The sequence below is a fragment of the Flavobacterium sp. AK-301 genome (genome assembly GCF_058310215.1).
The window spans coordinates 226,614-251,935 of record NZ_JBZEES010000001.1; the positions used below are offsets into that span (position 1 = coordinate 226,614).

The 25,322-nt window shown below is 33.0% G+C and carries 28 protein-coding genes; 10 read left to right on the forward strand and 18 right to left on the reverse strand.

What is annotated here, in order from left to right; genetic code table 11:
- Positions 1–10 precede the first annotated feature (10 nt).
- A complete protein-coding gene (locus AC4FQX_RS01035) occupies positions 11–925 on the forward strand; it encodes a bifunctional metallophosphatase/5'-nucleotidase (protein WP_491165804.1) in 915 nt (304 codons plus the stop codon).
- Positions 926–1,043: 118 nt separating this feature from the next.
- Here AC4FQX_RS01035 and AC4FQX_RS01040 read toward each other — a convergent pair whose 3' ends face one another.
- The 14 genes from AC4FQX_RS01040 to nadC all read right to left on the reverse strand — a co-directional run bounded on the left by AC4FQX_RS01040 (position 1,044) and on the right by nadC (position 14,670).
- A complete protein-coding gene (locus AC4FQX_RS01040) occupies positions 1,044–1,586 on the reverse strand; it encodes a hypothetical protein (protein ID WP_491165805.1) in 543 nt (180 codons plus the stop codon).
- 49 nt (positions 1,587–1,635) lie between these two features.
- Positions 1,636–2,178, reverse strand: a complete 543-nt coding sequence (locus AC4FQX_RS01045; protein WP_491165806.1) for a hypothetical protein — start codon at positions 2,176–2,178, stop codon at positions 1,636–1,638.
- Positions 2,178–3,629, reverse strand: coding sequence for a DUF3289 family protein (locus AC4FQX_RS01050; RefSeq protein ID WP_491165807.1), 1,452 nt, complete (start codon positions 3,627–3,629; stop codon positions 2,178–2,180). Before AC4FQX_RS01050 ends, AC4FQX_RS01045 begins: the two co-directional genes overlap by 1 nt.
- Before the next feature lie 212 nt (positions 3,630–3,841).
- Positions 3,842–5,842, reverse strand: a complete 2,001-nt coding sequence (gene ligA / locus AC4FQX_RS01055) for an NAD-dependent DNA ligase LigA (protein WP_491165808.1) — start codon at positions 5,840–5,842, stop codon at positions 3,842–3,844.
- A 72-nt stretch (positions 5,843–5,914) separates the two neighbouring features.
- A complete protein-coding gene (locus AC4FQX_RS01060) occupies positions 5,915–6,388 on the reverse strand; it encodes a DUF6495 family protein (RefSeq protein ID WP_491165809.1) in 474 nt (157 codons plus the stop codon).
- Positions 6,389–6,532: 144 nt separating this feature from the next.
- Positions 6,533–6,976, reverse strand: a complete 444-nt coding sequence (gene rplI, locus AC4FQX_RS01065; RefSeq protein WP_491165810.1) for a 50S ribosomal protein L9 — start codon at positions 6,974–6,976, stop codon at positions 6,533–6,535.
- A 15-nt stretch (positions 6,977–6,991) separates the two neighbouring features.
- Entirely contained in the window at positions 6,992–7,288 is a 297-nt protein-coding gene (rpsR, locus tag AC4FQX_RS01070) for a 30S ribosomal protein S18 (RefSeq protein ID WP_128390470.1), read from the reverse strand.
- 5 nt (positions 7,289–7,293) lie between these two features.
- Positions 7,294–7,635 (reverse strand): 30S ribosomal protein S6, encoded by a 342-nt coding sequence (gene rpsF, locus AC4FQX_RS01075; protein ID WP_491165811.1) that lies wholly within the window; start codon positions 7,633–7,635, stop codon positions 7,294–7,296.
- 146 nt (positions 7,636–7,781) lie between these two features.
- On the reverse strand, positions 7,782–8,441 hold the full coding sequence (locus AC4FQX_RS01080; protein ID WP_491165812.1) for a hypothetical protein: 660 nt from the start codon (positions 8,439–8,441) through the stop codon (positions 7,782–7,784).
- Positions 8,441–9,253: a hypothetical protein gene (locus tag AC4FQX_RS01085; RefSeq protein WP_491165813.1), complete on the reverse strand. Its 813-nt coding sequence runs from the start codon at positions 9,251–9,253 to the stop codon at positions 8,441–8,443. The genes AC4FQX_RS01080 and AC4FQX_RS01085 overlap by 1 nt, the downstream gene beginning before the upstream one ends.
- A 439-nt stretch (positions 9,254–9,692) precedes the next feature.
- A complete protein-coding gene (gene priA, locus AC4FQX_RS01090; RefSeq protein ID WP_491165814.1) occupies positions 9,693–12,146 on the reverse strand; it encodes a replication restart helicase PriA in 2,454 nt (817 codons plus the stop codon).
- Positions 12,147–12,418: 272 nt separating this feature from the next.
- Positions 12,419–12,850, reverse strand: coding sequence for a DUF2147 domain-containing protein (locus AC4FQX_RS01095; protein ID WP_491165815.1), 432 nt, complete (start codon positions 12,848–12,850; stop codon positions 12,419–12,421).
- Positions 12,851–12,872: 22 nt separating this feature from the next.
- The gene (locus AC4FQX_RS01100) at positions 12,873–13,799 is read right to left on the reverse strand and encodes a YihY/virulence factor BrkB family protein (RefSeq protein ID WP_491165816.1); all 927 of its coding nucleotides are present in this window, start codon (positions 13,797–13,799) and stop codon (positions 12,873–12,875) included.
- A gap of 13 nt (positions 13,800–13,812) precedes the next feature.
- Positions 13,813–14,670 (reverse strand): carboxylating nicotinate-nucleotide diphosphorylase, encoded by an 858-nt coding sequence (gene nadC / locus AC4FQX_RS01105; protein ID WP_491165817.1) that lies wholly within the window; start codon positions 14,668–14,670, stop codon positions 13,813–13,815.
- Positions 14,671–14,779: 109 nt separating this feature from the next.
- Between nadC and rlmH the strand changes: the two genes are divergently transcribed.
- Entirely contained in the window at positions 14,780–15,253 is a 474-nt protein-coding gene (rlmH, locus tag AC4FQX_RS01110; protein WP_491165818.1) for a 23S rRNA (pseudouridine(1915)-N(3))-methyltransferase RlmH, read from the forward strand.
- A gap of 23 nt (positions 15,254–15,276) precedes the next feature.
- Here the strand turns inward: rlmH and folP are convergent, their stop codons facing one another.
- Entirely contained in the window at positions 15,277–16,119 is an 843-nt protein-coding gene (gene folP, locus AC4FQX_RS01115; RefSeq protein WP_491165819.1) for a dihydropteroate synthase, read from the reverse strand.
- Positions 16,120–16,232: 113 nt separating this feature from the next.
- Between folP and AC4FQX_RS01120 the strand changes: the two genes are divergently transcribed.
- From AC4FQX_RS01120 to tpiA, 5 genes are all read left to right on the forward strand, one after another.
- Positions 16,233–16,790: a DUF1599 domain-containing protein gene (locus AC4FQX_RS01120; RefSeq protein ID WP_491165820.1), complete on the forward strand. Its 558-nt coding sequence runs from the start codon at positions 16,233–16,235 to the stop codon at positions 16,788–16,790.
- A gap of 4 nt (positions 16,791–16,794) precedes the next feature.
- Positions 16,795–17,892, forward strand: a complete 1,098-nt coding sequence (locus AC4FQX_RS01125) for a BT_3928 family protein (protein WP_491165821.1) — start codon at positions 16,795–16,797, stop codon at positions 17,890–17,892.
- A gap of 45 nt (positions 17,893–17,937) precedes the next feature.
- The gene (locus tag AC4FQX_RS01130) at positions 17,938–19,014 is read left to right on the forward strand and encodes an ABC transporter permease (RefSeq protein ID WP_491165822.1); all 1,077 of its coding nucleotides are present in this window, start codon (positions 17,938–17,940) and stop codon (positions 19,012–19,014) included.
- 74 nt (positions 19,015–19,088) lie between these two features.
- Positions 19,089–19,586, forward strand: coding sequence for a TlpA family protein disulfide reductase (locus tag AC4FQX_RS01135; protein ID WP_491165823.1), 498 nt, complete (start codon positions 19,089–19,091; stop codon positions 19,584–19,586).
- Positions 19,586–20,338: a triose-phosphate isomerase gene (gene tpiA / locus AC4FQX_RS01140; RefSeq protein ID WP_491165824.1), complete on the forward strand. Its 753-nt coding sequence runs from the start codon at positions 19,586–19,588 to the stop codon at positions 20,336–20,338. Before AC4FQX_RS01135 ends, tpiA begins: the two co-directional genes overlap by 1 nt.
- Positions 20,339–20,470: 132 nt before the next feature.
- Here the strand turns inward: tpiA and AC4FQX_RS01145 are convergent, their stop codons facing one another.
- Both AC4FQX_RS01145 and AC4FQX_RS01150 read right to left on the reverse strand, forming a co-directional pair.
- Positions 20,471–21,688, reverse strand: a complete 1,218-nt coding sequence (locus AC4FQX_RS01145) for a porin (protein WP_491165825.1) — start codon at positions 21,686–21,688, stop codon at positions 20,471–20,473.
- A 302-nt stretch (positions 21,689–21,990) separates the two neighbouring features.
- Complete coding sequence (locus AC4FQX_RS01150; protein ID WP_491165826.1) at positions 21,991–23,010, reverse strand: ETX/MTX2 family pore-forming toxin; 1,020 nt, start codon at positions 23,008–23,010, stop codon at positions 21,991–21,993.
- A 275-nt stretch (positions 23,011–23,285) separates the two neighbouring features.
- Here AC4FQX_RS01150 and AC4FQX_RS01155 point away from each other — a divergent pair, with 275 nt between their 5' ends.
- The 3 genes from AC4FQX_RS01155 (at position 23,286) to AC4FQX_RS01165 (ending at position 24,838) form a co-directional block, all read left to right on the forward strand.
- Complete coding sequence (locus AC4FQX_RS01155) at positions 23,286–23,633, forward strand: helix-turn-helix domain-containing protein (RefSeq protein WP_491165827.1); 348 nt, start codon at positions 23,286–23,288, stop codon at positions 23,631–23,633.
- A gap of 74 nt (positions 23,634–23,707) precedes the next feature.
- Entirely contained in the window at positions 23,708–24,541 is an 834-nt protein-coding gene (gene prmA, locus AC4FQX_RS01160; protein ID WP_491165828.1) for a 50S ribosomal protein L11 methyltransferase, read from the forward strand.
- 21 nt (positions 24,542–24,562) lie between these two features.
- On the forward strand, positions 24,563–24,838 hold the full coding sequence (locus AC4FQX_RS01165; RefSeq protein ID WP_491165829.1) for an ATP-dependent Clp protease adaptor ClpS: 276 nt from the start codon (positions 24,563–24,565) through the stop codon (positions 24,836–24,838).
- Positions 24,839–24,901: 63 nt separating this feature from the next.
- Here the strand turns inward: AC4FQX_RS01165 and AC4FQX_RS01170 are convergent, their stop codons facing one another.
- Entirely contained in the window at positions 24,902–25,315 is a 414-nt protein-coding gene (locus AC4FQX_RS01170) for a DUF6691 family protein (protein WP_491165830.1), read from the reverse strand.
- Positions 25,316–25,322 lie beyond the last annotated feature (7 nt).

Below are 25,322 nucleotides of genomic sequence, written 5' to 3' on the forward strand. Positions count from 1 at the left end.
CTCCACGAAAATGAAAAGAAGAGATTTTTTACAAAAAACAGCTGCAGGTTCTGCTTTAGTAGGTATCAGCAGTCTATCCTTAAGCAGTTTCAGCACACTGAATACAAAACATATTACTATTTTACATACGAATGATGTACACAGTCATATTGATCCCTTTGGACCTGATGATCCTAGAAATCCGAATAAAGGTGGTGTTGCCAGAAGAACGGCATTAATTGAGACGATCCGACAGGAAAATCCAAACGTACTTCTATTAGATGCCGGTGATATCTTTCAGGGTACTCCTTATTTTAACTATTACGGTGGTGAATTAGAGTTTAAACTAATGAGCATGATGAAATATGATGCTTCTACATTAGGCAATCATGATTTTGATAATGGTGTAGAAGGGTTCTACGCTCAGTTACCACATGCCAAATTTGATTTTATTTCTTCGAACTACGATTTCACCAATACCATACTAAACGGCTCTGTTAAACCCTATAAAATATTTGTAAAGGACGGAATTAAAATCGGAGTATTTGGACTGGGAATTGAATTACAGGGACTGGTAGATCCACAAATGTATAAGGAAACGGTATATAATGATCCGATTGAAATTACTCAGGATATGACCCGAATTCTGAAACAAGAACATAAATGTGATATGATTATCTGTCTTTCTCATTTGGGCTACAAATACAGAGAAGGTTCTGATAAGATTTGTGATTTGAAGTTAGCTGCCGCCACAAAAGATATTGATCTTATCATCGGTGGTCACACGCATACTTTTTTAGATAAACCAACTATTGTAAAAAATCTTGATGGTATTGATACATTAGTAAATCAGGTAGGATGTTACGGAATCAATCTGGGAAGAATCGATTTCTATTTTGACAACAATAAAGAAAAAACAGCTAAAGGGAGATCAATTATTGTTTAATTCGATTGTTAGATTATTGGATTTTTAGACCATCCGATTATTGCTATGCTAAATCTCTGCCCTGCAAAGGCTCTGTCTTTGCAGGTGGGGTTAAAAATCTCCTGATCTGTTTAAAACCTCATTCCCACTGCTTATCTCCTCTCCATTTAATATCCTCATTATAGATTTTATCCTTACAACCGGAACAATAAATCGTATCCTGATAATGGATATTATAATTTTCCACATTGGCAATCCATTTACAGGGATCAATTTCATCTCTTCTATAATAAATATCAATTATTCTATCATCAGTACAATCTTCATCCATTATATTACTGGAAAATCCTCCCGGATCTTCGGCTTTTTTTATAAAATATTTTGTACAACGGGTTTTCTCATAGAAACTATAACTGTAACTATGAAAATTTAAAGGTAAACTACATAAATCAATATGATTTTCTTTAAAATAATCCACAATTTTTCGAGTTAAAAACTTCTGATCTTCATAAGTATTATCAACTAAACTGGTTTCTATATATATATATATATCTCCACCTTTTTTACTATTATAAGTGGAAGTTGTTTTACCACTTAATTTAGGCAAATAAATAAATTCCAGTTCTTTTTGCTGACATGAAAGAAATAGAAAAACAATCAATAGTATACTTAGTTTTTTCATTGTTTTTGAGTTAAGCGTTCCTGTAAGCCTTCTTTAAGATACTCTATAACTATTCCCATTGCTTATCTCCTCTCCATTTAATATCCTCATTATAGATTTTATCCTTACAACCGGAACAATAAATCGTATCCTGATAATGGATATTATAATTTTTTACATTAGCAATCCATTTACAGGGATCCTGCTCATCTCTTCTATAATAAATACTAATTATTTTATCATCAAAACAATCATCATTTATTAAATTACTAGAAAAGCCTCCCGGATCTTCGGCTTTTTTTATAAAATATTTTGTACAACGGGTTTTCTCATAAAAACTATAACTATAACTATGAAAATTTAAAGGCAAACTGCATAAATCTATATGATTATTTTTAAAATACGCTACTATTTCCTGAGTCATTAATTTCTGGTCTTTATAGATATTATCAACTAAACTGGTTTCTATATATATATATATATATCCGCCTTTTTTACTATTATAAGTAGAAGTCCCTTTTCCGCTTAATTTAGGTAAATAAATAAATTCCAGTTCTTTTTGCTGACATGAAAGAAATAGAAAAACAATCAGTAGTATACTTAATTTTTTCATTATTTTTGAGTTAAGCGTTCCTGTAAGCCTTCTTTAAGGTTACCTGTAAATGTTTTTTCAAAAGTCATTTTAGTAATAAAAGGCTTATACCCCCTAAGATGCTGTAGTATAAACCAGGATCGAAAACCGGCAATATTATAAAAACCTTTATCAGAATCCATATCCGATAAATCCAGTCCAAAATGATCCCAAAGGGTAACCTGATAGATTGCTGTATAGTTTTCTCCGGAAAATTGTATCGTTTTTAAAATCACTTCTGTTGCCCAGATATCATTTAATGCTAAGGTTCTTCCTTCCAGTAAATTATTATCCCGGGTATAGGGATATAATGGATTTGTAAAAATGGTGTCCTCTCCTTTTTTATTCTTTTTACCTGTAAATTTTTGTTTCGAAACTCTATCTCTTTTTATAAAATCTACATTTACATCATCAATTTTTTTGGCATCAGTAAAATACTCTTTTATTTTCTGAGCCATATAGTTTTCTATCTGAGTACAGTAGCGCTGTGTACTGGGATTGCCCTTTATCGACTCCGTTAATTTTTCGTTTTCATAGATACCTCCTTTATTGTTTTGAAACTTTGTAATCATTTCATCCAATACCGGAGATAATTCTCCCCATACCTGAACGCCTTTTAAGGCTCTAAAATTTGCAAATAAAACCGCATCGGAATCCTCTGCATTGAATCGCATCAGTTTCCCTAAATTAAGAATTAGTTCCCGGTCATACAATGCAGGATGTACAAAACCGGGTAATGGTTCTGTATTCGAAAAAAGAGCATGCTTTTGAATATCAAAACCGTTTTCTTCATATTCTTTTTTATACTTCTGAACCAGTGCAGTAGAAAAAATAGTTTTGCCGGGCATTCTGAGTCCCTGCCCATAACTCATATCTTCGGCAATATCAGTACCTTTTTCATTTAATCCGGGCATTTTATAACGGTCAATAACAACCGGAAGAGATATTGTTATTCCTTTACAATTTAAACTGACCGAATCAATCGGTTTGATAAAATAAGCATAGAGCTTCATTTCTCTATAGGCTACAGAAATAGCAATATTCTCTCTGCTTTCTTTTACTGGAGAATAATCGACAGGGATTTCATAAATCTTTCCGTCTATTTTCATTTCCCAGTTCAGACGCTTTATTTCTCCTTTTGTTGCTTTTCTGTTAAAGGAGGCTTTAAACCAATATTTTGTTCCTGGTATCGGTTTCTCTACTTTTTCATACTTATCATTAAAAGGACCTTCCAGCCTTGTAACCAGAACGGCATCTTCATCTATTTTATCGGGATCAAATTCTCCAAACTTTACTCCTCCGTTTTTCCCCCGTATGATAATTTCCTGAGCTGATGTTATTGTATAGCTACCTTTAGTAGCCCGAATAATGATTTCGCCTGCCTTCTTTTCGGATAATCCAAATATATTTCGCGTAATAGTCCCATATTCCATTTATTATATTTTAACTTTATCTATTGCAAAATAAGAATTTATTTTAAACATACTTCTAATATTGCACTTTACTTTTAGATAAAAAAGTATAAAAATATAAAGTTAATCCCTACCTTCCTTTGAATAAGGACTTTCTATCGGAAGATGAGGAAGAACGTTGATAGTTTGAATACTCCTACTGAAAACTGAGTACTGAAACTATCAATTAAAAATTATTCTTCATTCAGCATCGCAAGAAAATCAGTTTCTGAAATAATAGGGATTTTTAACTGAACGGCTTTTTCTAGTTTTGCCGGTCCCATATTCTCTCCTGCTACAACAAAATGAGTTTTGGAAGAAATAGAACTGCCCACTTTACCTCCATTATCTTCAATGGCTTTTTTCAGTTCGTCTCTGGAAAATTGTGTAAATACTCCTGATACAACAAATGTTTTTCCAACAAACTTATCACTACTGTTTTCTATCTGGTTGGTCAATTCTAACTGAACACCATAGTTTTTTAGTCTTTCAATTAGACTTCTGTTTTCCTGATTTTCAAAAAAATCAACCACACTTTGTGCTATTCTTTCTCCAATCTCATCTACCAGCACCAGATCCATTATAGTTGCCCGGCTTAATGCTTCAATATTTTTATAATGTTTGGCTAATTTTTTAGCAACGGTTTCTCCTACATAACGAATACCTAAAGCAAACAAAACACTTTCAAAAGGAACTTGTTTTGACTTTTCAATTCCATTGACTAAATTTTCAGCAGATTTTTGTGCCATTCTCTCTAATGGTAGCACCTGATCTATTGTTAAATCATATAAATCAGCATAATTCTGCACCAGATTGTTATTAAAAAGTAAAGCTACTGTTTCTCCTCCCAATCCGTCAATATCCATTGCTTTGCGGGAAATATAATGCTGAATTCTTCCTATGATCTGAGGCGGACAGCCGTAAAAATTAGGGCAATAATGTTGTGCTTCACCTTCTTTTCTTACTAATTCTGTAGCACATTCAGGACAATGGGTTATATAAACTGTAGATTCTACACCTGAAGGACGTTTGCTGAAATCTACTCCTATAATCTTTGGAATGATCTCTCCTCCTTTTTCTACAAAAACAGTATCTCCTACTCTGACATCCAGTTTCTCAATCTGGTCTGCATTGTGCAGAGAAGCACGTTTTACAACTGTTCCTGCAAGCTGTACAGGTTCCAGATTCGCTACCGGAGTTATTGCCCCTGTTCGCCCTACTTGATAGACTATTGAATTTAATGTAGTAAAAACCTGCTCTGCTTTGAATTTATAGGCAATCGCCCAGCGTGGTGATTTAGAAGTATACCCCAACTCATCCTGGTAATGCAGATCGTTTACTTTTATTACCACTCCGTCCGTTTCATAAGGCAGATCATGACGATGTGTATCCCAATAATCAATAAAAGCAAATACTTCATCTATATTTTTAGCTAGTTTTGCTTCTTTAGGTGCTTTGAATCCCCATTCCCGGGCTTTTTGTAATCCTTCAAATTGAGAGTTAAAAGGCAGGTTATTTCCAATTATAAAGTACAGTAAACAGTCTAAAGGTCGTTTTGATACTTCGCTACTGTCCTGGAGTTTTAAACTCCCTGAGGCTGTATTTCGTGGATTTGAATAAGGTGTTTCTCCTATCTCAATCAGATCCTGATTCATTTTAGCAAATCCGGCAAATGGTAATATGATCTCTCCTCTAATATCGAATTTAGCAGGGTAGTCTCCCTTTAGTTTTAGAGGTATGGATTTGATTGTTTTGACATTATTCGTTACATCATCTCCCTGAAAACCATCGCCACGTGTAACTGCACGTTTTAATTTACCATTCTCATAAGTAATACTGATGGATGCTCCGTCATATTTTAGTTCACAGGTATATTCTAAAGGGACATCTCCTAATAATTTCTGAAGTCGTTTTTCCCAGTCCAGCACATCTTCTTTTGAATAGGAATTATCAAGAGAATACATTCTGTATTCATGCTGAACTGTTTCGAAATTTTTAGTAACTGCTCCTCCAACACGTTGTGTTGGTGAATTTTCATCAAAAAACTCGGGATGCTGATTTTCTAATGCTTCTAACTCTTTTAACTTAATATCAAAATCAAAATCAGAAATCGTAGCATTATCCAGCACATAATAGTTATAATTATGTTGATTCAGTTCTTCTCTTAAGTCCTGAATTTTCTGTTGAACATCCATATAAAATTGATTATTTTAGTATTTGAAAAACGATACTAAAATAACCAATTTTACGTAAATAAGAACTACTATTTAAGATTGAATTATGTTATTTATTTGACTGTATAGCTGACCGTCACTTAAAAAAGCTCCTTCTCTAATCAGGTCAAAAATTGCCTGATTCCTGTCTGATCCAAAACCTTTTTTGCCTAAATGCATTTCTACTGTTTCGGTAAACATATTGTCACTCAGCCACTGTAATCCTTCTTTAGTCAAAAAATCTACTTCCGCAACCAGTGATTTCAAAACAATGGATTCCATCTGATCCTCGTTACACCGGAAAAGGAAAATAATATTTTTAGAAAAATGTTCCAAATATTCTGCCTTAGTCAGCACCCCTTCCCAGATCAGGTCTGAAAACACATCCAGTTCCTGCTCTGCTACTTCGGGTTTCTCTGTTTTTATTTTATCCCATTCTGCTTTATCAATAGACTGGGTTGCTAAAAAATTAATGAACTCTGGATGTAGTTCTTCAAACTGCTCTTTTGTTAATCTGATATATTTCATCTGATACTATGATAATGTAACCATTCTACGAATATAAAAATGTAATAATTTTGTAAAGCTTTTTAATAATGGCTCTGTTTTTTGGAAATAAAAAATCCGCCTAAAATGAATTTTAGACGGACTCTTTTATAGAATTATAAAATATTACTTTTCAGCAACGATTTCATATGGTAATTCAACGATAACATCTCTGTGTAATCTGATATTAGCTGTGTATTTACCTACACGTTTAATGATACCACTAGTGATGAATTTTTTGTCAATTGACTGACCGTTTTTCTGTAAAGCTTCGGCAAGATCAATGTTAGTGATAGAACCAAATAGTTTTTCACCACCACCTGCTTTTGCGGAAATTTTAATCTCAAGAGCTTTGATTGCTTCTGCTACTTTCTTAGCATCATCAATTACTTTTTGTTCTTTGTGAGCTCTTTGTTTTAAGTTCTCAGCTAATACTTTTTTAGCTGAAGGAGTTGCCATGTGAGCAAAACCCTGAGGAATTAAAAAGTTACGACCAAAACCGTCTTTAACAGTAATGATATCGTCTTTAAAACCTAAATTTTGTACGTCTTTCTTAAGTATAAGTTCCATAGTTCCGCCTCTTTTTTATTTTAATAAATCAGCCACATATGGCATTAACGCTAAGTGACGAGCTCTTTTTACAGCAACAGACACTTTTCTTTGATACTTCAAAGAAGTTCCTGTTAAACGACGAGGAAGGATTTTCCCTTGTTCATTAACAAACTTCAATAAAAAGTCCGGATCTTTATAATCGATATATTTAATTCCTGACTTTTTGAAACGACAATACTTTTTAGTTTTGTTAGTTTCTATATTCAGAGGCGTAAGATATCTGATATCTCCGTCTTTTTTTCCTTTAGCAGATTGTTCTATTGTAGACATAATAATTACGCTTTAGATGCTTTTAATTTTGTTCTTCTTCTCTCAGCCCAAGAAATAGCGTGTTTATCTAAACTTACAGTTAAGAAACGCATAATTCTCTCGTCACGTCTAAATTCAGTTTCAAAAGCAGCTAAAAATTCTCCTGCGATTTTGAATTCAAATAAGTGATAAAAACCACTTTTTTTGTGTTGAATTTCATAAGCCATTTTTTTTAGGCCCCAATCTTCTTTAGATACCATCTCTGCTCCTTTTGAAGTAAGAAAATCTTCGAATTTGCTTACTGTTTCCTTTACCTGTTGTTCAGATAAAACGGGATTCAAGATGAAAACAGTTTCATAATGATTCATAATGTTCTATTTTATTTGTTAAAAATATGGATGCAAAAGTAATCCTTTTTCTTCAATTTACAAACCTCTTTTCATTTTTCTTTCGGATTCCGGGATTATTTGATTTTTCGATGGTTCAATCGCTTCATCTGTTCGCTTTTTCAGGCTCATGGCTTTACATAACGATAAGGAGAATTTCTTTCATAAACTCTACCAATCCGGATGGCAATTCTTTTAGGATTCTCATTTTTTAAAAAAGAAACACGCATTACATTTTCATCAGATTTATCCCCTACAAAAAAATAACTATCGTAACTATTTACAATATACTTTAAATAAAAACCGATACTATCCCGACCATCCCATTGTTTTTTAACCCATCTTTCCTGATATGGAATTTTTAAACTATCATAATAATGGTTAATATCCTCTTTAGTCTTAAAATGAATTTGTTTACTATTTTCAAAAGGAGAGTAAGAATAAATCTCTTTATAAACCAACGTATCATTTCTATAGAAATAAGTCACCATTCTATTTTTTAGTGTGTTTTTCATGTAATTTCGCATCTGCTGATCCCACCTCTCTTCTCCATAAAAAGGTAAAGGAGCAGTAGTACTCTTTCTAGTTCTAGGTCTAACATTAGAATAAACCATTTCTCTTATACTATCTCCATAATGATTGACCCAGGGAGCTGCAATATATTTATAGAAGCCATTTTCCTGTAACTCTTTTTCGGTTACAGAAACATTACTATAATGATTGATCGTATCTGTTTTTCTACAGGAAAACAGAAATACACTTACTAATAATAAATATATATATTTCATTATTGCTGTATATTAATTTGAAACTTCTCGATTTGTTGTAGAATATCTTCGGTATTAACCGTTTGCTCCCCTTGCTTGTACTGATAACGCTCCCCATCCTGTCCATAGCTGGATTCATAACGCTGGTTATATGATTTACCATTAATTTGATACGGTCCTTTTAAAGGAAAAGCTTTATCCGCTTCACTAATCTGACTTTCAAACCCTAATAAAAAGCAGAATAAATTAATTACTTCCTGCACTACAACAACAGCCGGAGCACTAGTAGAAGCCGGTACAAACGTTAATATACCCCCTATTACGGAAACTTTATCTAATACCCCTTTTATTTCGTCTCTGGCTTTTGTTACTAAAGCATTGGTATAGTCAATATCTAAGGTTCGGTTTACTTCACAGGCTTCTTTTACATATTTACCCAAAGTTCCTAAATCATAGATTTTCCCATTTGCCAGCTGTGCTTTATTCTGCTTGATTATTTTATTATGCAGTCCGGTAGAAGCATCAATCATTTTAGTCACATCCGTTTTTATCTCATAATCTTCATCTAAAATATAGATAATCGATTTATCTTTTTCAATAGCCAATATTCTATATTTCGTAATCCGGCGTTCCCCGCCTATGATCTGTCCTACATTATCAATAAAAAAGGTTAAGGCACTAATATAATAGATTTTATCCTGTTCATTAGAATTACCTCTTTCTTTTAACTTATCATAACACACATGTCTTTGTAAACTGGTTACAGCAGTAATACAATGATTCTGACCCTCTATTTTTATTGATACTCTGGGTATAATACGCCCATGACACATCTCTTAGAGGATATTTTTCCCATGGTTCCGGTATTACCGGAGGCACATAATCTCCGTATATAATTGCTGCTGTAATCATAATTCTTAAGCGTTTAATCGTGCTTTTTTAGCACTGTTTAGTAGATCCGTTAATACTTGTTATAGTTCTAATAGTGAATAAATTAATTTTTATTAATTTTATTAAAACTGAAACAAAAACCACGAATATATAAAAACAAAGAAAAACAACACCTGTTTTAATATTAAAAAATCATATTAAATTTATTTTTTTAATATAAAACATATTATTCCACTGGGAGGAATAAACGTTTCAGAAACCTTCAAAGATCAGGAGATCAGAAGCAAGAATATTAGATGATGCAGGTGTGATTAAAAGTCTCTGATTTTGTGAAGCAGTCATTTTACATTTCACATCTCATAAAAAACATTTCACAATTAATCAATAAAAATCCACATTCACAATTACTTTAATGGCTCTGTATTGCGGAACGGCTTCAAAACTATTCAGCATTTTCTGAATAACTCTTTTTGTTCCTCCTATGGAATGATCCTGAGGAATCTTTATCATAATAGTTCGGATATATTCGTTTCGAATCCGACTAATCGGGGGCTCTTCGGGACCCAGAACGGGAATATCCAGATTCTGTTTCATTACATTATACAACCACATTGAACCTTCTTTGAGTTTATCGAAATCCTTATGTTTTAAAGTCAGTTTTATTAATCTGAAATAAGGGGGATATTTATAGATATATCTTTCGTATAACTGTTCTTTATACATTCCCTGATAATCATTATTAGTAACCTGCTGGATTACATTATGATCGGGGTTATAGGTTTGTATGTATACTTTTCCTCTTTTTTCTGAACGTCCTGCTCGTCCTGCAACTTGTGTCATCATCTGAAAACTTCGCTCAAAGGCTCTGAAATCGGGATGATACAGCATATTATCGGCATTCATAATCCCTACAAGGCTGACATTGTCAAAATCCAGACCTTTGGCAAGCATTTGTGTTCCAACTAAAATATCTATTTCTCTATTCTGAAAGGAATCTATCAGTTTTTCATAGGCATGTTTTCCACGAGTGGTATCCTGATCCATTCTGCCTGATTTTTTATCAGGAAACAAGGTCTGTAATTCCTGCTGAATCTGTTCTGTACCGAAACCTTTGGTTGTCAAATCAACACTGTGACAACTATGGCAATGTGTTGGATTCGCCATACTGTAACCGCAATAGTGACAACGCAACTGGTTTTTATGTTTATGATAGGTCAGACTCACATCGCATTGCGGACATTGTGGTACATGACCACAGGTAAGGCATTCTATTATGGGTGAATACCCTCTTCTGTTCTGAAACAGGATGATTTGTTCTCCTAAGGATAAAGCTTCGGTAATCGCTTCTATGAGCGTATCGCTGAAATGCCCTGACATTTTTTTTCGCTTGTATTTATCTTTCAGATCTACCAGCTCAATATCGGGCATCATTACATTACCGTATCTTTCTTTTATAGTTACCAGTCCGTATTTACCCGCTTGTCCATTAAAGAAGGTTTCGATGCTTGGTGTGGCGGAACCTAATACTACTTTTGCCTTATGACTGTTTGCTAAAACTACAGCGGCATCACGGGCATGGTATCGGGGTGCAGGATCAAACTGTTTAAAAGTCTGCTCATGTTCTTCATCAACTACAATTAATCCCAAATCCCGGAAAGGCAAAAATAACGCAGATCGGGCACCTATCACTATTCTTGCTTTGGGTGAATTATCCAAAACCTGCTGCCATACTTCTACTCTTTCGTTATTATTAAATTTAGAGTGAAAAACAGCAACTGCATTTCCAAAATAAGTTCTTAATCTACTGACCAATTGTGTGGTTAATGCTATTTCGGGTAATAAATACAATACTTGTTTACCGGATGTAATATAGTGTTCTATTAATTTAATATAGATTTCTGTTTTTCCACTGGCTGTAACACCGTGAAGCAAACAAACAGCGTGTTGTTCCAGACTATCATTAATAGCATCAAAAGCGGTTTTCTGAGGTATACTCAGGTTCATTTCTGAATTCTGATCGGAATCATCAAACTGTACTCTGTCATGCTGTAAAAAATATTCTTCGAAAATTTCTTTATCAACTAAAGCTTTGACTGCTGCGGAAGTACTGTTTGCGGTTTCTGTAAGTTGTTTTACTGTTATCGGTTTTCTTTCTGTCGCATTCAACTGAAAATAAGAAAGAACCAGTTCTTTCTGTTTGGGAGCATTTTGCAAAAGGGATAATAACTGATTCAATCCTTCTTCTGAGGTATGGTTTGCATGTAATCGGACATATCGTATTAATTTAGGCTTATAATTCTCCACCATTTCTTCCTGAAGGATCAGAATATTTTTATCTATCATATTCCTGATGACGGGAAAAATATTCTTCTTACCAAGTATCTCCATAATATCCTGAACCTTTAAAGAGGATTGTCTCTGTAAGGCTTCAAATATTAAAAATTCATCATCTGATAAGGTTGTCTGATCTATTTCTATATCTGCTTTTCGGGAAATAATAGTTTCACTTTCTAATAATAAAGCGGAAGGCATTGCTCCTCTGTATACATCTCCTATTGCACACATATAATAGGAAGCGATCCACTGCCAGTGTGCAATCTGAATTTCTGTAACAACAGGCTTTTCATCTAATATTTCATGAATTTCTTTAGCCTGATATAATGTTGGTGGGTTTTGATGCTTATCTATAATTAAAGCGGTATATATCTTATTTTTTCCAAAAGGAACTGCTACACGCATTCCTTTTTTAATATAATGGTATTCTGCTTCAGTAATACTGTATGTAAAAGATTTGGGTAGAGATAATGGTACTATTACTTCAACGAAATAAGACATAGTGTAATTTTAGTTCTACAAAGATAGGTTTCAGAAAGCATAAAAAAAATATCTGCCGGATTTCCGGATTATTCGATTATTCGATTGTTAGATAGAGAGACGTTGCAATATAACGTCTTTTCGCAAAATCTCTGGTTTTGAGAACGTGTTAATCAGTCTCTGACTGACGAAACTAACAGAATTAAAAAAAGGTTTCGCCGGATTTAACGAAACCTTTTAATTACTATCTATCAGATTCTTCTAAAAATCCAACAATCGAATAATCTAATAATCTATTTTACTCTTGTCCAGGTTTGTGTTCTTCCGATCAAAGAAATCCCAACGTAACCTCTGACATCCAGTTTATCATTTCCGTCTAAAGAAACGGTACATTTATAGATCTTTCCTTTATTTGGGTCTAATATTTTTCCGTCAGTATACTCTTTTCCTTTTTTAGATAATCCTTTAATAACAGTGATTCCTAAAATTGGTTTATCTTTATCTTCTCCTGCACATTTCTTACATTTTGAATCTTTCTTTGCCGGGTTTAAAATTTCGACAACTTTGCCATAGATTTTACCTCCCTTTTCGGTAATTTCAACAATAGATTTAGCTTCTCCGGTTTCGTCATCGAATGTTTTCCATTTACCGATAACACTTTGTGCCTGAACAGAAAAAATTCCGGCAGCTGCTACGAATAAAATTGTTAATAAATGTTTTTTCATTGTTTTTAGTTTTTAATGTTTGTTAAATATATAAATTTTTTATTTTCAATCGATGAATAGCTGCGTTTAATTCGAACCCTAATAACAAAACCATACAGTTAATCCAGATATACATCATAAAAACAAGGAGTGTTCCTATGGAACCGTACAACTCATTGTATTGTGCAAATCGTTCAACATAGATACCAAAAACGTAAGAGGTAATAACAAATGAGATGGTTGTAAATACAGAACCGTGGCTGATAAATGAGGTTTCTGTTATTTCTCTTGTTCCAAATTTAAACAGAATGGAGGAAGAAATCAGAATCATTGCCAGAACGAATATATATCTACTCCACTCTATTAGATAAAGCTGATCGACCAAAACGCCTTCTTTCTGTAATTTCCGAAGAAAGATTTCCGCAATTACAATCGCTGCAACTGTAATAATCAGAATAAAGGACATTAGAATAGACATTCCGACAGCAATGGCATACTGCTTGAAAAAACCTCTGGTAATCGTAATATGATAAGAAGTTTCAAAACCTCCTAAAATAGCATTCATACCGTTAGACATTAAAAATATAGATAATAAGATCCCTGATGAAAGTAAACTTTTATAACTTTTATTTAAAATATCATTAAGAATAACTGCTACTGCTTCATAGGTATTCGGAGGAACACTTTCTGCCACAAATCTCATAAAATCCTCCTGAAATCCTTCTAACGGGATGTAAGGTATTAGATTAAGGATGAACAGTGCAAAGGGAAATAGAGCCATAAAGAAACTGAATGCAATCGCACTGGCTCTGTAGGAGAAAGCTCCTTTTACTATTCCTAAAACGTAAAGTTCCAGCAAATCATATAAAGTAAAACCTCCTAAACTCGGAAGCTTTATTCTTTTTCCAAGTTTTACCAAGCCCTTTACAACAGGGATTTTATCGAGATTTTCTTCTATTTCTTTTGACATGAAATCAATTAATTTACAGTGCTTTTAAACTCAAATCCATATTACTGACTGAATGGGTCAATGCGCCTGATGAAATATAATTAACGCCACATTCTGCATAATGACGCATTGTATGTTCATTAATATTGCCTGAGGATTCTGTCAAGCACTTATCTCCTATTAGGACAACTGCTTTCCGGGTATCTTCATAATTAAAATTATCGAGCAAAATTCTGAACACTCCTTCATTTTCCAATATCTCATTTACCTCATCTAAATTCCTTGCTTCTACAATAATTTTTAAATCTAAATTGTTTTCGGACAAATATTGTTTTGTTTTTGTTATCGCTTTTGTAATACCTCCTACGAAATCATTATGATTGTCTTTCAGCATTATCATATCGTATAAAGCAAATCGGTGGTTTTCTCCTCCTCCGATTTTTACAGCCCATTTTTCTATTGCCCGAATTCCGGGGGTTGTTTTTCTGGTATCTAAAATCCCGGCAGATGTTCCTTCAAGAAGGGTAACATACTTTCTGGTTTTAGTTGCAATTGCACTCATACGCTGCATCGCATTTAGCACAAACCGCTCTGCTTTGAGAATGGATTGTGAACTACCTGAGACATGAAAAACAATATCACCGTATTGTACTGGTGCTCCGTCCTGTATGAAAACCTCCAGTTTCAAATCGGGATCTACATATTTAAATATCTTTTCGGCAAATACTACACCTGCAATTATTCCGTCTTCTTTTACCAGCAACTTCGCTTTACCTTTTGCTGAAGCCGGAATACAGGCTAAAGAGCTATAATCACCGCTTCCTACATCTTCTCTGATTCCGTTTGCTATAATTAAACCTAATTCCTTTTGAAACTGTACTTCACTTATCATACCAAAGTTTATTTAACTGCTAAAATAAGAAAAAAAAACTGTAAGAATCTGTTCTTTTTACATTTAGAAAAACCAAAAAAATGTAATTTTGTACTGTAAAATAGTTTAGATGAATGCAAAACTTATTGCAATAGGTAAAACAGACAACAAAGCATTAGATTCTCTGATCAATGAATATAATAAGCGACTACAGCATTATATAAAATTTGAATTGGAAATAATTCCTGATATTAAAAATGTAAAAAACTTATCGGAAAGTCAGCAAAAAGAAAAAGAAGGGGAACTTATTTTAGCCAAAATTACTGCTACGGATCAACTAATCTTACTGGATGAAAATGGTAAAACTTTTTCCAGTATGAGTTTTTCTGAAGAGATTCAGAAAAAAATGAATAGTGGTGTAAAAACTCTTGTTTTTGTTATTGGCGGTCCTTATGGTTTTTCAGATACAGTCTATCAGAAAGCACAGGGTAAGATTTCTTTGTCTTTAATGACCTTTTCTCATCAGATGGTTCGCTTGTTTTTTATGGAACAACTTTACAGAGCTTTTACTATTTTGAGAAATGAACCATATCATCATCAATAATTACTTAACCCTTTTTGATATTACTAACTTAGACTGATATTCTGACCATTAAGAGCTGATACTATTTTTACTGTTTCTACAGCTTCTTTTACATCGTGAACTCTGAGTATATTTGCTCCTTTTGTTAGAGCTATTGTATTCAGAACTGTTGTTCCGTTGAGAGCTTCCTGCGGTGTGATACCTAATAATTTATAAAGCATCGATTTTCTGGAAATACCGACTAAAACAGGTAACTCCAGAATTTTGAAAAGTTCTGTTTTCTGAAATAGTTCATAATTCTGCTCCATCGTTTTGGAGAAGCCAAAACCGGGATCTACAATCAGATCGTTAATCTTATAACTTCTTGCCTGCTGTATTTTTTCTGAAAAATAATAAAGAATATCTTTTACAATATCATCATAATCTGTAAACTGCTGCATAGTTTGTGGTGTACCGCGCATATGCATCATAATATAAGGAACGTTTAATTCTCCTATTACTTGAAACATTTTATCGTCTAAACCTCCTGCTGCAATATCGTTGATCAATGCTGCTCCATGTTCGATACTGGCTTTTGCAACAGCACTCCTGAAGGTGTCTATTGACAACAGTATATCAGGGAAATGTTTTACCAGTAAAGTAATTACAGGTAAAATCCTCTTCAGTTCTTCTTCTTCGGAAACAAACACCGCATTGGGACGTGAGGAATAAGCACCTACATCTATAAAATCAGCTCCGTCAAGAAGCATTTTCTCAACCTGATGCAGTAAATCAGCTTCATTTTTATACTTACCACCATCAAAAAATGAATCGGGTGTTATGTTTAATATTCCCATTACTCTGGGAATAAATAAATCAATCAAAGTTCCTTTGCAGTTAATATTCATTTTGTTTTATATCTTCTAAATGCTTAATCAATACATTTTGTTTTTAATCTCTATATAATACTTGATTTTTATTCTTATTTTTGAACAAATTATCATACAAAGATACATCAATAATGAATAATACTTCTCAAGAATTTGATGACGTCATTGCAATTTGCAGACAGCTATACATCAACAAAATGAAAGATTATGGCAGTGCCTGGCGCATTTTAAGACTGCCGTCATTAACGGATCAAATATACATTAAAACCTTACGAATCAGAAGCTTACAAAAAAATGATATTCGAAAAGTAAATGAGGACGAAACGGGAGAGTTTATTGGAATTATTAATTATTCTGTTATGGCTTTAATCCAGTTAGACAAAGGGGTTGTGGATCAGCCGGATCTGAATACAGAGGAAGCAACTGCTCTTTTTGATGAGAAGATCAAAATAGCAAAGGAATTGATGGAGGCTAAAAATCATGATTATGGAGAAGCCTGGCGTGATCTCAGAATAAGTTCTTTGACAGATCTGATACTTCAAAAACTATTACGTGTAAAGCAGATTGAAGATAATAAAGGAAAAACGCTGGTCTCTGAAGGTATTGATGCTAATTATCAGGATATGATCAATTATGCTGTTTTTGCTCTGATTTTAATGGAATTTACAAAAAAAATAAAAAGATTATAGTACTATGAAATTACTAACACATTTTTCAAGAATATTTGTCGGAATATTATTTATCATTTCAGGATGGATTAAACTAAATGACCCTACCGGATTTTCATTCAAACTGGAAGAATATTTCGGAGCTGATGTATTAAATCTGGAATTTCTGATTCCTTTTGCTTTGGCTATTTCTATATTTGTTGTTGTTTTTGAAGTAGTGCTGGGGGTTATGCTGCTTTTTGGTTTTAAACCAAAATTCACAACATGGTGTCTGCTGTTAATGATCTTGTTCTTTACATTCCTGACATTCTACTCTGCTTATTTTAATAAGGTTACGGATTGTGGATGTTTTGGCGATGCACTGAAATTAGCTCCTTGGGAAACTTTCATGAAAGATATTGTTCTTCTGGTATTTATTCTGATTCTGTTCTTTCACCAGAGATATATCAAACCGTTCCTTAAACCTAACGGGGTAAGCATGGTTGTGACAGGAAGTATCATTGCTTGTTTTGCTTTTGCTTATTATGTACTAAATCATTTACCTGTGGTTGATTTCAGACCTTACAAAATTGGCAACAGTATACAGGAAGGAATGAAGGTACCGGATAATGCTCCAAAGGCTGTTTATGAATATACATGGAAATTCAATGTAAACGGAAAAGAAGAAAAAATCGTAAATACAGGGGCTTATCCTCAGGTTCCTAATGGTGAATATATATCTGTGGATACAAAAGAAATAAAAAAAGGGTATGAAGTCCCTATTCATGATTTTTCTATTGAAAAAGACGGGGAAGATTATACGGAACAAATGCTTAATGAGCCTAAACTGGTAATGATTATGGCTTACAACCTTTCAAAATCAAATCCAAAAGGATTAGATAAACTGGAAAAACTAAACAAAGAGGCTAAAGCAAAAGGCTATAGGGTAATTATTGTTACGGCATCACTGGAAAATACAATTGCTGAAATCAAAAAAAGAAATAAATTAGATATGGATTTCTATTTCTGCGATGAAACAACACTAAAAACAATTGTACGCTCTAATCCTGGAATTGTAGTTCTTAATAAAGGAACGATTACACAGAAAGTACATTATAATGATATTGATAAACTGGAACTGTAATCCAGATTTTAAAATAATTGAACGTAATTTATTCTCCGAATCAAATTGTTTAAATACTTTCTAAATAAAACGGGATATGCTCTTATTACTCTTTTTGGGGTTGTGACGGTTATCTTCTTTTTATTTAATGTATTACCGGGAGATCCGGCACGAATGATGCTAGATAAGAATGAAAACTCAGAGCAATTAGCTATTGTAAAGAAAAAATACGGATTTGACCAACCGATAGGAAAACAGTATCTCTATTATTTAAATGACCTGTCCCTTATCTCGTTACACAGTAAATCACCTGATAATTATACGTATCTGTCTGATGGTAAATATAACGCACTGCCTCTCTTCTCTATTGGAAATGAAAGGGTAGTCATTAAAACACCTTATCTCAGAGAATCCTTTCAGAAGAATGGAAAGAAAGTAACGCAAATCATAGGGGATACACTTCCCAATACTGTAATCCTTGCCTGTTTTGCAATTATAATTGCAATCATCATCGGTATACTGTTAGGTATTGTCTCTGCATTGTATAAAAATACATGGATTGATCATCTTATTGCTCTGTTAAGTACTTTGGGAATGAGTATTCCTTCTTTTTTCAGTGCTGTTCTCTTTGCCTGGTTTTTTGGTTTTGTACTGAATAAGTACACACATCTCAATATGACAGGAAGCTTATATGAAGTAGATGATTTTGGGGAAGGCTATTTTATCCAGTGGAAAAATATTGTATTACCTGCTGTTGTATTAGGTATTCGTCCATTAGCAGTAGTAATACAACTCATGCGTAATTCTCTTCTTGAGGTATTAGGACAGGATTATATCCGAACTGCTAAAGCAAAAGGATTAAGTGAATTTCAGGTCATTAAAAAGCATGCGGTTAAAAATGCTCTGAATCCGGTAGTAACGGCAATTTCGGGCTGGTTTGCATCTATGCTTGCAGGAGCTGTTTTTGTAGAATATATTTTTGGATGGAACGGATTAGGTAAAGAGATTGTCGAAGCTTTAAACACTCTGGATTTGCCTGTTATTATGGGTGCCGTTATTGTTATCGCCTTTACGTTTGTTATTATAAATATACTCGTTGATATTATTTATGCTTATCTGGACCCAAAAATACGATTACAATAAATATTTGTTAAAACAATTTAAAAAAAGAATATCAACTATATAGGTTCATTAAATTTACAAGAAATAAAAATACAATGAAGAAAATACTATTATTCGCTTTTTTAAGTCTAATATCAATGAAAGTAAGCGCTCAGAGCACATCGTTCACACCGGAAGGTCTGGCTGAAAAAATGCTCACTCTGAACGGAGAGCAGATTCGTTTTCAGGATATTTTAAAAAAACATGAAGGAAAAATAATTGTTATTGATGTATGGGCATCATGGTGTAAAGACTGTATTGTTGATATGCCTAAGATAAAAGCTTTACATAAAAATTTTAAAAAGAATGTTGTTTACCTGTCTGTTTCAATGGATAAAACTCCTGAGGCCTGGAAAAAAGCAATTGAAAAATATGATGTGAAAGGGGAACATTATTTAGTTTCTGACGGAATGAGAGGTGTTTTTGGTAAATCTATCACTTTAGACTGGATTCCAAGATATATGGTTGTAGATAAAAAGGGAAAAATAGTTTTACATAAAGCTATTCATGCGGATGATGAAAAACTGATTACTATTTTAAAAAACAATAAATAATGAGAAAGAAAATTGTTGCGGGAAACTGGAAAATGCATAAAAACATTCAGGAAACGAATGCTTTATTAAATGAACTATTATTAAAAAGACCTTTTGAAACTACAACTAAAATTGTGGTTGCTCCTACTTATGTGAATCTGAACAGTGCTGCTCAAAAAACATCGGGTACTAATATAATTGTTGCTGCTCAGAATATGCACCAGGCTGAAAGTGGAGCTTTTACGGGTGAGATTTCTGCTGATATGCTTAAAAGTATTAATATTAATACGGTTATTTTAGGACATTCTGAAAGACGTGCTTATTTTAATGAAACGGATAGTCTTCTGGCTGAGAAAGTAAATACTGCTTTAAAACATAATTTTACTATTATTTTCTGCTTTGGTGAGGAATTGAAGGACAGACAAGCTGATAATCACTTTAATTTAGTAGAAAGCCAATTAAGCAACGCTCTATTTCACCTTACTGCGGAACAGTGGAAGGATGTTGTACTGGCTTATGAACCGGTATGGGCTATTGGAACAGGGGAAACGGCTTCTCCGGAACAGGCGCAGGAAATGCATGCTTTTATCAGAAAAACAATTGCTGATAAATTCGGACAAACTGTAGCTGATGGAGTTTCTATTCTGTATGGAGGAAGTGTAAAACCGGATAATGCTAAGGAAATATTCTCTAAACCGGATGTAGATGGCGGATTAATTGGTGGGGCTGCCCTGAAAGCAGATGATTTCCTTGCTATTGTAAATGCTATATAAGAAATATTCTATTATAAAAAAGGGGATCTGAATATTCAGATCCCCTTTTTTATTTCTATAACTAACTTTAATCCAATAATCTAACACTCGAGCCTAAAAGAATAAACAGACGAAGTAATCGAATAATCCAGATTAAATTCCAATCTCTACCTGAAAACGAACATACCAGTTATTTTTAGTTGACCCATCATGGAACTTCAGCTCATCAAAGGTCAGTTCGGTCTGCAATTTAAAGGCATGTTCCCATATATATTTAGTTACACCAATACTGTATTCGTTTGTATTGGGAGCTAAACTTCTTATGCTCTGCTCTACTTTCTGAGTGGAAAATCGTCCTACAATCTCATAATTGGTTGGAAATACATAACTCAACTGATAATCCATTCCTTCTCCTACATAAACGAAACTCTTCTGTGTTATATCTTCAGGATTAAAAGTGATCGGATCGTCTGCTCTTCTGGACATATAGGCAGTCATAAAGGACCAACCATTATATTTCAGCATGGCGTCCAGAAAAACGGACTGCATTGTTCTTTCTGCAAATAGATCTTTACCGAGCTGTCCTTGTGTTCTTCTGGCTTTGTCATTATGATGATATACTCCTGACAACATTAACTTTGGTGTTTTTTCCCGGACAATATCTCCTTCAAAATTAGTTCCGTCTTTTGTAAAGGTACCGAAAGGGAATAGCTCTCCTTTTGCGGTAAAAGCAACTCCGTTATCTGGACTTTTTGTCCAGTTTCGCCCTTCTCCGGTACTTACGGCGGTTTTTATATTATAGGAAAATTTATCAAAATTTTCATGTAGATAATAGACCTGAAAACCAAAATCCCGGTCAATATTAAATTTAGCATTATTAATGGAACGATCTGTCAGATCTAAAGCACCGGATGAATTAATTCTTTGTCGGTTTCCGGGTAACTTAGTCTGACCAAAAGCAATATTCCAGTGTTTATTGGGTCTGTAGAAAACAACTGCATCTCTGATGATATTTAGATTTTCCCCTTCTACAATCTCCCCTGTATCTCCGGGAGCAAAGGATAATTGTATGGCATACAGAAATTGTGGACTTCCTACATAGCCGTCGAAACGCAATCGCAAACGACGAATCTGTCCATCATAAGCCGTTTCTTCACCTTCATTTTTGATATATCCTATTCTGTTCTGCATTCTGAACCGTATATTCAACTGAAAAATACTGTCCGGTGAGGTTAGCCCTAATCCTTTACCATAGCTGTAATAGGGTAAAGCTGCTAATTTTAAATCATTGTCTTTTGTTTCAAATTTTATATTCTGAGCTTGTGAGATATAAATAAAAAATAATAAAAATAATGTAATCTTGTTTTTCATCTTATAGGTTTAATGTTCTGAATAACAAATATAGATTCGGATTCTGTAAAGATATGGGAATTACATTTAATTTAATTTAATAAAATTAAGTTAGGCTACTTTTACTATTACTTACTATTCTAACATATATGAATGATAAGGTTATGATCTTATCTTAGATACTGTAAATAATATTCTGGTAATAAAAAAAGACTGTTTCATTTTATTATGAAACAGTCTTTCTTATTATCATTATTAAATATTTAAAAAACTTATGTTTAATAAATATAGAATAATAAATCTTAAATCAATATAATTATCAACTATAGAGGAATTGGTTTATATGCAATTATCTCTACATCAGATCTATTCTTTATGCTAATAGTTCCTTCTTGTATATTATTTTTTGGATTTAATATTCTTGCAGATGCACACCAAAAATAATGTCCTTTTACTGTCTTGGAAAAATTAAGACCTACCTTCCCTGTAATATTTACAGGAAATTGATAATCTACCAGGGTATTCGTGATTTTTTGTCTCATAACAATTTTTCTTTTAGAACGAGCCGGTATTGTTCCTTCATAGCCATCTATACTGGTTTTTGTTTCCGATGTTCCTCCTCCTCCTCCGGCAGTAACTCCTATTTTAACTTCAACAGTCCCTTCTGCTACTAATGGAATACCTACTTTACCACCTACTGTTGTTTCTATAGTACTACTTACTGACCAGTTTGTTGTTTTACCTACTATATATTGGAAAGATTTCTTAACATATTCTTCCTTATCTGAATAATTATATGCCCAAAAAACAGAATAATTATATTCCGGTTCGTTTGTATATCTTGATGTTACTTTAGGTGTTCCTGTTTCTATATAAGCATGCCAGTTATATCTCTCTGAAAGCAATGGAGAAGGAGCCCATTTTGTTCCATAATTATTTATACTAACACCGTCTGGTACTACGTTAAAACGGCTGTAATATATTGCTCTTAATATAGCGTCAGAATACCCCAAATCTTTTAGATGATTTTGATTTAATTTTACCTTTATTTTACTTAATGATTGTGATATTGGTACTCTTATCATTGTTGTCCCCTTTGCTTCTGGTTTTAAAACCTCCTCAGGTTGCTTTATTTTGGAAACTACCTCCCATCCGTCATTCAACAAATCGTTATAAGAATCATAACCTAATTCTTTTAATGTTGTTGCTGTTTGTCCATCTTCAGCAACTGATTCATTATTAATTTTATTTACATTAACATCTTCCAATTCTTCTTTACTACAAGAACTAATAATTAAACCTGCACAAGTCAACACTACAAATTTCAATTTTGTGAATCTCATTATACATTGTTTTTGTTTTTCCATATAAATATATTTCAATTAAATACTTACTCTAATTTGAAGGCTTTTCAGTTTACTCCTTATTACCTGAGCTCTAGGTGATTTTTTAACAAGGTGCAAACCTATTTTAAAAAAGAAACATGAACAATTCATATTATGAATAATTTATTAAAAAAATGAATACTATATTAATAAACTAAAATATTTGTAAAAAATTCACTTTAAAAAATATTATTTTTAACGTAATTTGCGTTATGTATAATACACAAATACAAATGAATATAGATATAGCTAAAAGAATTAAAAAAAACAGAATTAAAAAAGAGTATAGTCAAGAGTATATGGCTTATAAAATTGGTATTTCCCAAAGTCTTTATGCCAAAACAGAAAATGGAAACATAAAACTTACAATGGACAGAGTAATTTTAATTGCGGAAATATTAGAAATAGATATTGAGATAATATTAGGACATAAAGAAATTAAAAAAAAACAAATTAAGCTACTTAAAAAACAAAATAATCAGCTTATAAAAAATAAAAAAATACTTGAAAAGGAAATTGCCTCTTTAAAAGCTGTTATTTCTCAATATCAGTTGAAAAAAACAGATAATTGTACAAAATAATACCCTAATCAAATTATCATAGATATTTAAAAAATATATACTAAACGATTGTACCTTTGCAAAAATTTAAAATCATGTCGAATATATATATAGGGTATCATTTTACGGTTGAGCCAAAGGAACCGGGGTCTGAAATATTAATTGCACAACTTGAAGATACTCCTTTTGAAAGTTTTATTGAAACGGAAAAAGGCTTATCTGCTTATGTACAGAAAGAACTCTGGACGGATACTATTTTAAAAGATATTCAGATACTGGATTCTGAGGAATTCAAGATCGGTTATACTTTTGAAGAAATAGAACAGGTAAACTGGAATGAGGAATGGGAAAAGAACTTTGATCCGATTGAAGTTGATGGTACATGTTATGTCAGAGCACCATTTCATGAAAAGAAAAACACCCAATATGATATTGTTATCGAGCCTAAAATGAGTTTCGGAACGGGTCATCATGAAACTACTTTTATGATGATACAGCATCTTTTAGAATCTGATGTAAAAGGGAAAAAGACTCTGGATATGGGATGTGGAACGGCAATACTGGCTATATTGGCAGAAATGAAAGGGGCTGAACCTATTGATGCTATTGATATTGACAACTGGTGCTACCTGAATTCTATAGAAAATATAGAACGAAATAATTGTAAACATATTACTGCTTATGAGGGTGATGCTTCTATGCTGACAGATAAAAAATATGATTTTATTATTGCTAATATCAACAGAAATATTCTGTTAAATGATATGCAACATTATGTTGATTGTCTGAACCCAAATGGAACGCTTTTATTAAGTGGTTTTTATGAAGAAGATATTCCTGTTATTGATGCTTCCTGCTCAGAAAAAGGACTGAAATATGTTAAAAAGTTTCAAAAAAATAATTGGGTTGCTTTAAAATATGTAAATTAGCATTTTATTAAATCACTGAATATGAGTACAAAAGAAAAAATTTTAGAAGAGGTATTAGTAGAAGAAATTACTTCTGTTAATAATGAGATAGTCCTTTACAATGATGATGTGAATACTTTTGATCATGTTATTGATACTTTAATTAAAGTTTGCGAGCACACTTCTGAACAGGCAGAACAATGTGCTTTATTAGTTCATTATAAAGGAAAATGTACGGTTAAAACAGGTCCGATTAATGACCTTAAACCACAATGTACACAATTACTGGAAGCCGGCTTAAGTGCTGAGATAATTTAAATATAAAGAAAGACCTCTAAAATTAAGAGGTCTTTTTTTATTCTGCATTGGCTTGTTCTACTATTAATGAGGTAGTTTATCTTTTATAAGACCATAGAAAAAGGTTCCGAATATTGCTCCAAAAAACACGATTAGTACACTCCAGAAACCGGCACCTATTAAAGTAAATATAGGTCCGGGACAGGTTCCTACTAATCCCCATCCTAATCCAAATATTATACCTCCTATACTATATCTGGCAAAACTCTTTTCTTTATCTGCGATAACAATTAGCTCTCCGTCAATACTTTTTACTTTATTGCGTTTAAAAATTTGTAAACCAATTACTCCTGTACCTATTGCAACCATTATAATCCCATACATATGGAAAGACTGGAAATTGAACATTTCATAAATCCTATACCAGGAAACAGCTTCTGATTTAGTCATTACAATGCCTAATACTATCCCTACCAGTAAATATTTTAAATATTTCATATCTCTT

Bases quoted from the DNA above. Each gene is read 5' to 3' on its own strand.
- AC4FQX_RS01035 (WP_491165804.1), top strand. From the start codon at position 11: ATGAAAAGAAGAGATTTTTTACAAAAAACAGCTGCAGGTTCTGCTTTA.
- AC4FQX_RS01040 (WP_491165805.1), bottom strand. From the start codon at position 1,586: ATGAAAAAACTAAGTATACTATTGATTGTTTTTCTATTTCTTTCATGT.
- AC4FQX_RS01045 (WP_491165806.1), bottom strand. From the start codon at position 2,178: ATGAAAAAATTAAGTATACTACTGATTGTTTTTCTATTTCTTTCATGT.
- AC4FQX_RS01050 (WP_491165807.1), bottom strand. From the start codon at position 3,629: ATGGAATATGGGACTATTACGCGAAATATATTTGGATTATCCGAAAAG.
- ligA (WP_491165808.1), bottom strand. From the start codon at position 5,842: ATGGATGTTCAACAGAAAATTCAGGACTTAAGAGAAGAACTGAATCAA.
- AC4FQX_RS01060 (WP_491165809.1), bottom strand. From the start codon at position 6,388: ATGAAATATATCAGATTAACAAAAGAGCAGTTTGAAGAACTACATCCA.
- rplI (WP_491165810.1), bottom strand. From the start codon at position 6,976: ATGGAACTTATACTTAAGAAAGACGTACAAAATTTAGGTTTTAAAGAC.
- rpsR (WP_128390470.1), bottom strand. From the start codon at position 7,288: ATGTCTACAATAGAACAATCTGCTAAAGGAAAAAAAGACGGAGATATC.
- rpsF (WP_491165811.1), bottom strand. From the start codon at position 7,635: ATGAATCATTATGAAACTGTTTTCATCTTGAATCCCGTTTTATCTGAA.
- AC4FQX_RS01080 (WP_491165812.1), bottom strand. From the start codon at position 8,441: ATGAAATATATATATTTATTATTAGTAAGTGTATTTCTGTTTTCCTGT.
- AC4FQX_RS01085 (WP_491165813.1), bottom strand. From the start codon at position 9,253: ATGTGTCATGGGCGTATTATACCCAGAGTATCAATAAAAATAGAGGGT.
- priA (WP_491165814.1), bottom strand. From the start codon at position 12,146: ATGTCTTATTTCGTTGAAGTAATAGTACCATTATCTCTACCCAAATCT.
- AC4FQX_RS01095 (WP_491165815.1), bottom strand. From the start codon at position 12,850: ATGAAAAAACATTTATTAACAATTTTATTCGTAGCAGCTGCCGGAATT.
- AC4FQX_RS01100 (WP_491165816.1), bottom strand. From the start codon at position 13,799: ATGTCAAAAGAAATAGAAGAAAATCTCGATAAAATCCCTGTTGTAAAG.
- nadC (WP_491165817.1), bottom strand. From the start codon at position 14,670: ATGATAAGTGAAGTACAGTTTCAAAAGGAATTAGGTTTAATTATAGCA.
- rlmH (WP_491165818.1), top strand. From the start codon at position 14,780: ATGAATGCAAAACTTATTGCAATAGGTAAAACAGACAACAAAGCATTA.
- folP (WP_491165819.1), bottom strand. From the start codon at position 16,119: ATGAATATTAACTGCAAAGGAACTTTGATTGATTTATTTATTCCCAGA.
- AC4FQX_RS01120 (WP_491165820.1), top strand. From the start codon at position 16,233: ATGAATAATACTTCTCAAGAATTTGATGACGTCATTGCAATTTGCAGA.
- AC4FQX_RS01125 (WP_491165821.1), top strand. From the start codon at position 16,795: ATGAAATTACTAACACATTTTTCAAGAATATTTGTCGGAATATTATTT.
- AC4FQX_RS01135 (WP_491165823.1), top strand. From the start codon at position 19,089: ATGAAGAAAATACTATTATTCGCTTTTTTAAGTCTAATATCAATGAAA.
- tpiA (WP_491165824.1), top strand. From the start codon at position 19,586: ATGAGAAAGAAAATTGTTGCGGGAAACTGGAAAATGCATAAAAACATT.
- AC4FQX_RS01145 (WP_491165825.1), bottom strand. From the start codon at position 21,688: ATGAAAAACAAGATTACATTATTTTTATTATTTTTTATTTATATCTCA.
- AC4FQX_RS01150 (WP_491165826.1), bottom strand. From the start codon at position 23,010: ATGAGATTCACAAAATTGAAATTTGTAGTGTTGACTTGTGCAGGTTTA.
- AC4FQX_RS01155 (WP_491165827.1), top strand. From the start codon at position 23,286: ATGAATATAGATATAGCTAAAAGAATTAAAAAAAACAGAATTAAAAAA.
- prmA (WP_491165828.1), top strand. From the start codon at position 23,708: ATGTCGAATATATATATAGGGTATCATTTTACGGTTGAGCCAAAGGAA.
- AC4FQX_RS01165 (WP_491165829.1), top strand. From the start codon at position 24,563: ATGAGTACAAAAGAAAAAATTTTAGAAGAGGTATTAGTAGAAGAAATT.
- AC4FQX_RS01170 (WP_491165830.1), bottom strand. From the start codon at position 25,315: ATGAAATATTTAAAATATTTACTGGTAGGGATAGTATTAGGCATTGTA.